This window comes from Aureisphaera galaxeae (genome assembly GCF_028561275.1).
Taxonomy (GTDB): Bacteria; Bacteroidota; Bacteroidia; order Flavobacteriales; family Flavobacteriaceae; genus Aureisphaera; species Aureisphaera galaxeae.
Genome location: NZ_JAQQTF010000004.1, coordinates 1,052,494 through 1,060,186 on the forward strand (window position 1 = coordinate 1,052,494; position 7,693 = coordinate 1,060,186).

Annotated in this window: 9 protein-coding genes and 1 rRNA gene; 6 read left to right on the forward strand and 4 right to left on the reverse strand. The window is 40.8% G+C overall.

Annotated features, from left to right (window positions below):
* Positions 1–69 precede the first annotated feature (69 nt).
* From rlmD to POV27_RS10125, 3 genes are read left to right on the forward strand one after another with little or no spacing between them, the layout of a single operon-like run.
* Complete coding sequence (gene rlmD, locus POV27_RS10115; protein WP_272862639.1) at positions 70–1,482, forward strand: 23S rRNA (uracil(1939)-C(5))-methyltransferase RlmD; 1,413 nt, start codon at positions 70–72, stop codon at positions 1,480–1,482.
* A gap of 3 nt (positions 1,483–1,485) precedes the next feature.
* Complete coding sequence (locus POV27_RS10120; RefSeq protein WP_272862640.1) at positions 1,486–1,977, forward strand: DUF6452 family protein; 492 nt, start codon at positions 1,486–1,488, stop codon at positions 1,975–1,977.
* On the forward strand, positions 1,943–2,647 hold the full coding sequence (locus POV27_RS10125; RefSeq protein WP_272862641.1) for a DUF6048 family protein: 705 nt from the start codon (positions 1,943–1,945) through the stop codon (positions 2,645–2,647). Before POV27_RS10120 ends, POV27_RS10125 begins: the two co-directional genes overlap by 35 nt.
* Here the strand turns inward: POV27_RS10125 and POV27_RS10130 are convergent.
* Positions 2,637–3,803, reverse strand: a complete 1,167-nt coding sequence (locus POV27_RS10130; RefSeq protein WP_272862642.1) for a THUMP domain-containing class I SAM-dependent RNA methyltransferase — start codon at positions 3,801–3,803, stop codon at positions 2,637–2,639. The two genes, POV27_RS10125 and POV27_RS10130, sit on opposite strands and share 11 nt — an antisense overlap.
* Positions 3,804–3,862: 59 nt before the next feature.
* Between POV27_RS10130 and POV27_RS10135 the strand changes: the two genes are divergently transcribed.
* Genes POV27_RS10135 through POV27_RS10145 form a run of 3 tightly spaced genes read left to right on the forward strand, consistent with a single transcriptional unit; the run spans position 3,863 to position 5,690 of the window.
* Positions 3,863–4,597 carry a class I SAM-dependent methyltransferase gene (locus tag POV27_RS10135; RefSeq protein ID WP_272862643.1) on the forward strand — a complete coding sequence of 245 codons (735 nt, stop codon included), beginning with the start codon at positions 3,863–3,865 and terminating at the stop codon, positions 4,595–4,597.
* Complete coding sequence (locus POV27_RS10140; RefSeq protein ID WP_272862644.1) at positions 4,597–5,265, forward strand: ZIP family metal transporter; 669 nt, start codon at positions 4,597–4,599, stop codon at positions 5,263–5,265. Before POV27_RS10135 ends, POV27_RS10140 begins: the two co-directional genes overlap by 1 nt.
* Entirely contained in the window at positions 5,265–5,690 is a 426-nt protein-coding gene (locus POV27_RS10145) for a DUF4268 domain-containing protein (RefSeq protein ID WP_272862645.1), read from the forward strand. The genes POV27_RS10140 and POV27_RS10145 overlap by 1 nt, the downstream gene beginning before the upstream one ends.
* On the opposite strand, the gene trhA is transcribed toward POV27_RS10145, so the two are convergent.
* From trhA to rrf, 3 genes are all read right to left on the reverse strand, one after another.
* The gene (gene trhA / locus POV27_RS10150) at positions 5,687–6,307 is read right to left on the reverse strand and encodes a PAQR family membrane homeostasis protein TrhA (protein ID WP_272862646.1); all 621 of its coding nucleotides are present in this window, start codon (positions 6,305–6,307) and stop codon (positions 5,687–5,689) included. The two genes, POV27_RS10145 and trhA, sit on opposite strands and share 4 nt — an antisense overlap.
* 135 nt (positions 6,308–6,442) lie before the next feature.
* The gene (locus POV27_RS10155; protein WP_272862647.1) at positions 6,443–7,276 is read right to left on the reverse strand and encodes an SUMF1/EgtB/PvdO family nonheme iron enzyme; all 834 of its coding nucleotides are present in this window, start codon (positions 7,274–7,276) and stop codon (positions 6,443–6,445) included.
* A 136-nt stretch (positions 7,277–7,412) separates the two neighbouring features.
* Positions 7,413–7,519 (reverse strand): 5S ribosomal RNA (rrf, locus tag POV27_RS10160).
* Positions 7,520–7,693: the final 174 nt, after the last annotated feature.

Below are 7,693 nucleotides of genomic sequence, written 5' to 3' on the forward strand. Positions count from 1 at the left end.
ATAATTGCAAACCACATAACCTGACTTTGTAAAGCTATTTTTAATAGAAATAGCTTTATTTTTGCCCCCATGGCAAGACGTAACAAACGAGTAATTTTAGAAAATTTAGAAGTGATCGATGCTGGGGCCAAAGGCAAGGCCGTGGCCAAGGCCGCAGATGGCCGTGTGGTTTTTATTGATAATGCGGTGCCAGGTGACGTGGTTACTGTGCAAACCCACAAAAAGCGCAGATCGTATTATGAGGGCAAAGCCATTTCGTTTGAAAAGCTCTCCGACAAACGGGTAGAACCAGCTTGCTCCTACTTTGGAACCTGTGGAGGTTGCAAATGGCAACATATGGGATATGAGCATCAACTTCACTTTAAGCAAAAGGAGGTTGAAAACAACTTGAGCCGATTGGGAGGCATCCAGCTCCCTCCTATCTCACCTATTATTGGATCTAAAGACACCTATTTCTATCGCAACAAAATGGAGTTTTCCTTCAGCGATAGCAAATGGCTTACCCAAGAACAAATAGAAAGTGACGAAGTCGTTACCAATAGAAATGCCTTGGGATTTCATATCCCTGGTATGTGGGATAAGATCTTGGATATTGAAATGTGTCACCTACAAAGGGATCCCAGCAATGCCATACGGAACTTTGTGAAGTCGAAAGCTGAAGAACTGCAGATTCCGTTTTTCAATACCCGCAATCAGGAAGGAATGCTCAGAACCTTAATGATCCGTACCTCCAGTACAGGTGAACTTATGGTACTCATTCAGTTCTTTTATGAAGACAAGGCACTTCGGGAAGCTATCCTCAACGCTGTGAAGGAGGCGTTTCCAGAAATCACTTCCCTTTTGTACGTCATAAATAGTAAAGGAAACGACACCATTTATGACCAAGAAGTAATCTGCTTCCATGGACGTGATCACATTTTTGAAGAAATGGAAGGATTGAAATTTAAAATCAATGCCAAGTCCTTTTACCAAACCAATAGTGAGCAAGCCTATGAACTGTATAAAGTCACTAGGGACTTTGCCTCTTTATCAGGCAATGAATTGGTGTACGACCTCTATACCGGAACGGGCACCATTGCACAATTCGTAGCCAAAAAAGCGCAAAAGGTAGTAGGTATTGAAGCGGTGCCGGATGCCATTACTGCAGCCAAGGAGAATGCAAAGAATAATGGAATTGAAAATGCAGAATTCTTTGTTGGCGATATGAAAAACATATTCAATGATCAGTTTATATCCGAAAATGGACATCCCGATGTTGTGATCACCGATCCTCCGAGAGACGGAATGCATAAGGATGTCGTAGCGCAATTGCTTACACTAAATCCCGAGAAAATCGTTTATGTAAGTTGTAATAGTGCAACACAGGCGAGGGATTTGGCCCTCATGGATCATGCGTATAAGGTGACAAAGGTTCAGCCAGTGGATATGTTTCCGCAAACCCATCACGTAGAAAATGTTGTACTTTTGGAAAAGAGAGGATAGTCTATGAAACAGAAGCTCATTTGGATTTGCTTTGCCTTAGTAAGCGTTTTGTCATGTACCAAAGATGACATCTGCGAACAAGGAATTCCCACCACTCCTCTGTTGGTTATAGAGTTTAAGGATGCCAATAACAATACCGAAAGTAAGGCGGTTCAAAGCCTAAAGGTATTGCTTACCGATGCGGACAACACAGAAGTATTCGTTAGTACTACTTCGGACACTTTGATTTCGCTACCCTTAAATACAGAAGCTACTTTTACAGAATATCAATTTATTGCCAATAGCAACGATGATACCAATATGGACACTGATTTGCTAACCTTCAACTATACACGGGAGGATATTTACATAAACAGAGCCTGCGCTTTTAAAGTCATTTTCAACGATTTTAATGCGAATCTTGAAGATGAGGCATCGAATTGGATACAAGATATTACAATACAAAAAACAACCATCGAGGATGAGATCGAAGCACATCTTACTATTTTTCATTAGTCTATGGCTTGGGTCTTCTTCTCTAATGGCCCAAACAACATCCGCCGATACCGATTCCATTCCGAAAAGAATCGAAAAATATGGAATCCGTGTGGGAGCCGATCTTTCTAAGCTAGCAAGAACCGCTTTCGAGGATGGTTATACAGGGTTTGAAGTAATGGGGGATCTTCGCTTTTCGAAAAAATTCTTTGCCGCTGCCGAAATTGGCAATGAAACACGCGATTGGGATGAAGAAAACCTAACGGCTACGGCTAAGGGCAGCTACATTAAATTGGGTGCCGACTATAATGCCTACAACAATTGGTTGGGTATGGACAATGCTATTTATGCGGGACTGCGTTACGGATTCGCAACGTTTTCTCAAGAACTCACTAGTTATGGCATTTTTACCACAGACATTACCTTCCCTACCGAAATTGTGAATACTTCACAGGAAACTACTGGGCTAACGGCAAGCTGGGCCGAATTCATTTTTGGCGTGAAAACCGAGATTTTCAATAATCTATATCTTTCCATCAACCTGCAATTAAAGCGAAAGATTAGCGAAGATAAACCCGATAATTTCGACAATCTCATCATTCCTGGATTCAACAGAACCTATGATTCCAGTCAATTCGGGGTCGGATACGGTTATGGAATCTCGTACTTAATTCCTATTCTTAAGAGATAGGCTGTTTTTTGGCTTTCTTACTTCCTTCATAGAGGTCGTATTTCACCAATTTGCTCTCCAATTTACCATTGTAGAGCTTTATTTTTCGGGAAGGCCTTAAGCCTACATGTTTCAGCGCCTCCATATTAGAGGTAATCATCCAAGCCTGCGAACCAGGATATCCTCTTTTTAAGGTATTCCCTATATCACCATAAAATTGGGATACATCGTCTATGGATAATCGTTCGTCATAAGGCGGATTGAACAAAAGGTACATATAGCGTTCAGATTCTTTTTCGCTTTCGAAGAAATCTTTGGTTTCAATCTCTATAAAATCGTCCAGATTCGCGCTCTTCACATTTCTTCGCGCCTTTTTGGTCGAAAGACCGTCCTTATCGTAACCATATACTTTGAAATGGAAATCCTTGATCTTCTTAAGTGCAGCGTTTTCTATCAATTCATATAAATCCACATCGAAATCGGGCCAAGTTTCAAAACCAAATTCATCCCTATTAAGGTTTGGTGGAATGTTACAGGCAATCATAGCAGCTTCGGTAAGTATAGTCCCACTACCACACATGGGATCCAGAAAATCACATTGCCCGTTCCAACCCGAAAGCATCACCATTCCCGCTGCCAATACTTCATTAATGGGTGCGTAGGTATTCTCCACTTTATACCCCCTTTTGTGAAGCGACTCTCCAGAACTATCTAAGGAAATTGTACAGATGTTTCTATCTATGTGAACATTTATTCTTAAAGTGGGGTGATCCAAATCTACATCGGGGCGAACCCCTTCCTTATCTCGAAAACGATCCACGATGGCATCCTTGGTTTTAAGTGCTATATACTTGGAATGGGTAAACTTTTTTGAAAAGACGGTAGCGTCCACTGCGAGGCTTCCTTCAGCGTCCATGTACTTTTCCCAAGGAAGGGTATACACCTTTTTATAAAGATCTTCTTCCGTAAAGACATTGAACGCATGAATGGGTTTGAGAATCTTGATTGCCGTTCGACAGCAGAGATTTGCCTTGTACATAAATCCAATGTCCCCTTCAAAAGAAACACTGCGTACCCCCTTCTCTACATGAGACGCTCCTAGTTTACGAAGTTCTTCGGCCAGAAGGTCTTCTAAACCAAATAGAGTTTTGGCCAGCATTTTAAAGTTTTTTCCCATAGTACTTCATTGTTCAATGCTGCAAAAATAACCTATTTTAGCACCTGAAAATAATAGGAATGCGAAAAGAGGCAGAACATCGTTGGTATTCGTCATGGTTTGATACACCATACTACCATATTCTCTATAAGGATAGGGATAAACAGGAAGCTCAGCGGTTCATGGATAAGCTTACTTCTTTCCTAAGACTTCCGGTAAAGGCCGAAATTTTGGATCTTGCCTGTGGTCGTGGAAGGCATTCGGTGTATCTCAATGAATTGGGATACCGTGTTATGGGTGTAGACCTGTCTCTGGAAAATATAAAGTTTGCAAGGCAATTCGAAAATGAATCCCTGTTGTTTCAGCAGCATGATATGTGCCTGCCCTTTCCTAAACAATTTGATGCTGTTTTCAATCTCTTTACCAGTTTTGGATATTTCGAGGCTGAAGAGGACAATTTAAGAACGATTAGGTCAATTAAATCGGAATTGAAGAAAGGTGGCTACGGTGTTATCGACTTCTTGAATGTCGCACACGTAAAACAGAGTTTTGTTACTAAGGAAACGAAGGAGGTGGGCGGTATATTATTTCATATTGAAAAACATATGGATACGGAGCATATTACCAAACGGATACAATTTGAAGATGATGGGCAACACTTTCAGTTTACTGAAAAGGTACGTGCATTGACACTTTCGGATTTCGAATCCTATTTCGACAAAGTTGAAGCACAATTGCTCCATTGCTTTGGTGACTATGATCTGAACCCATTTAACGAAGAAAATTCTGAACGATTAATCCTTATATTTAACTAATGTCTTATCTCTTACTTTTCCTTGCCGTTGTATTGGGTTATGGTATTGCTGTTTTCTTTCAGAAAAAAGGGATTAAGCAAATGCCGCAAATATTGGCATTTAGTGGAGCTTTTCTACTGTCAATCACCCTTTTTGAATTACTTCCCGAAGTCTTCGAAAGCGAGAATGAGCACATAGGGTTGTACATCATGCTGGGGATTTTGCTTCAAATTGTTTTGGACTTTTTCTCCAAAGGTGCCGAGCATGGTCACGTTCACATAAGTACTACGCAAACCTCCTTTCCATGGCTGCTTTTTTTTAGTTTGGCCATTCACGCCCTATTAGAAGGATTTCCAGTGACCCATAACGAAAGTATGCTTGTGGGTGTTATCGTTCATAAAATACCCATCGTTATCATACTGACTTTGTTTTTTCAAAGAGCCAATTTCGGAAGGGCTACAACCCTAGTATTCCTATTCCTCTTTGCTTGTATGACACCATTGGGGACTTGGTTCTCTACCGAAATTGATTTGCTCAAGGAATATGCTGTCCCAATCAATTCTATAGCCATTGGTATCTTTCTTCACGTATCTACTACTATTTTGTTTGAAAGCAGTAAAGACCACAAGTTCAATTTAGTGAAACTACTTTCCATAATTCTCGGAATCGTTCTAGCTTATTTTGTCTAATGTTCAGTAAAGAAGAATCTAAAAGAATCCGTCAGGAGTTTTGGATTTCCTTTGGTAAGTCTTTTCCCAGAAAGTGGATCCTTTATAATACCAAAGTGAAGGATTTATCTTTTAAATTCCATTTTGAAAGGAAATATGCGCGTGTTTCCATAGATTTCGAGCAATCGGATCTAGAGAGGAGAAAAGAATTGTTTGAAAAATTTCTTTCCATTAAATCGATACTGCTGGAAGCCATCCCCGACCTTCATTTTGAACCTTCATATATCCTTCCCAATGGAAAGGAGATTGCAACCATCTATGTACAAATACAGGGAGTCTCCGTTCATAACAAAAATTCCTGGCAGGAAACCATGCTATTTTTAAAGGATACCATGGAAAAGTTAGAACTAGTCTGGTGGGATTTTGAAGACTACATAAAGTCTTAGATCACATCATAGAGGATAAAGAAGAAGTGAAAAATACTCCCCGCCAACACGAATAGATGCCATATGGCATGGTTGTATGGGATTTTCTCGACAACATAGAATACAATTCCTAATGTATAGGCCGCACCTCCCAGCGCTAACAGGGTAAGACCAAAAGTAGAATGTGCTTCCACGACATTGGTAAAATCGAACAGGATGAGCCAACCCATCACAAGGTATAGCAGTAATGAAATTGCTTCAAACTTCCCTGTGAAGAAAACTTTCAGTAATGTCCCGATACCCGCTATGATCCAAACGGTCCAGAAAATGGTCCAACCATTTCCATCAATAAGGGATATAAGGGCTACTGGCGTATATGTTCCCGCAATAAGGAGGTAAATACTAATATGGTCTAGCTTCCGTAAGGTAGATTTCCAATGCTTCCAAGGTATGGCATGGTATAAGGTAGAAGCCAAGTATAGTAGGATAAGGGAAATCCCGTAAAATAGAATACTTAATGTGCTATAAGTGGATTCATGGGTATCCTTAACCAATAGTACAACAAGCCCTGTAATCGCCAACAAAACACCTAATCCATGTGTTAGTGTGTTCCAAAATTCTTCTCTCTTCGTATACATACAGCAAATTTGATGCAAATTTAATCCATATATGTTTTCCAAAAATCTTTTGCTTCACGAAATGTGATTATTTATGATAGCTTTAGGAAATCTGTGTTTAGTGAATCATGCCAATGAGAATGGCAGTAATCTTTTTCAGTTTTTATCCCTAACGCATCTAAAACCCAGATTCATAAGGGAAGTTTCTGGGGTAGAACTACTTTTTCCATAAACGGTATATCCATGACACACTTTAGTGTCACATAGAAAGGATCCTCCTCGTTGGATTTTTTCCATTTCATTTGTCGATTCAGGATCGGCATCTGATGTTTTCCAATCGTTACACCATTCCCAAACATTTCCCGCCATATCCTCCAACCCCAGTTCTGTTTTACCGAAAACACCGACGGGAGAAGTATTTTTGTAACCGTCACCTACACTATTGTACAACGGAAATATGCCCTGCCATACATTAGCTTTATAGGTATCATTCTCCTTTACAGTATTGCTTCCCCAAGGATAGATGGCATCATCAATTTGTCCTCCATTCCTGGCGGCATGTTCCCATTCGGCTTCTGCAGGCAATCTTTTGCCTACCCACTCTGCATAGGCCTTGGCGTCATACCAAGAAACCTGAGTTACGGGGTGATTGTCTGGAGCTTTGGGCTGATCCCTACCTTGTGGATATTCCCAATTGGCACCCTTCTTCAATGACCAGCGTCCCGTTTCATAATCGAAGACGCCGGCATCGCCAAAAGTTTCAGCACTCGTTTCATAGCCTGTCGCATCTATAAATGATCTAAACTCCATAACGGTAACGGGATGAACATCCATATAAAAAGCTTGTATTTTGGATGCAGTTGGTCCCGAGGGAATTAAAACCATCTTTTCTTGAATAGAATCCGTACTATCTTCTCCTTTAGGAAAGAAGAAAAATACGGCTGCTGCCAGTAACAATATTCCTACTAATACGGTATAGGTCGTTTTCATTGCTAGCCCAGGATTGATGGCAATTCAAGATATAAATAAATAATAGGTATGGTGATTACTTATACGTTAAAATAGTAGCAAGGACATTGATTTAGCGCATAAAAAAACCCTCCACGTTATTGTGGAGGGTTCTGTAAGAAGGCGGCGACCTACTTTCCCGCGTTGCAGTATCATCGGCGCAAACGGGCTTAACTTCTCTGTTCGGAAAGGTAAGAGGTGAGCCCCGTCGCTGTAACCACCTTAGTTTTGTGACATTCCAGGGAAAGGCCCTGTCTGTGTCATCCTGGACTCGCTCCAGGAAAATATCGTGACATAGAGGGAAAAGGGATGCGTTTTTGCATCGTTTACTGTTAAAAAGAGTGTGCCGCCCCCCGGAGGGGGCGTGCGCGTACATAAGCTTACGGGTTATTAGTACCG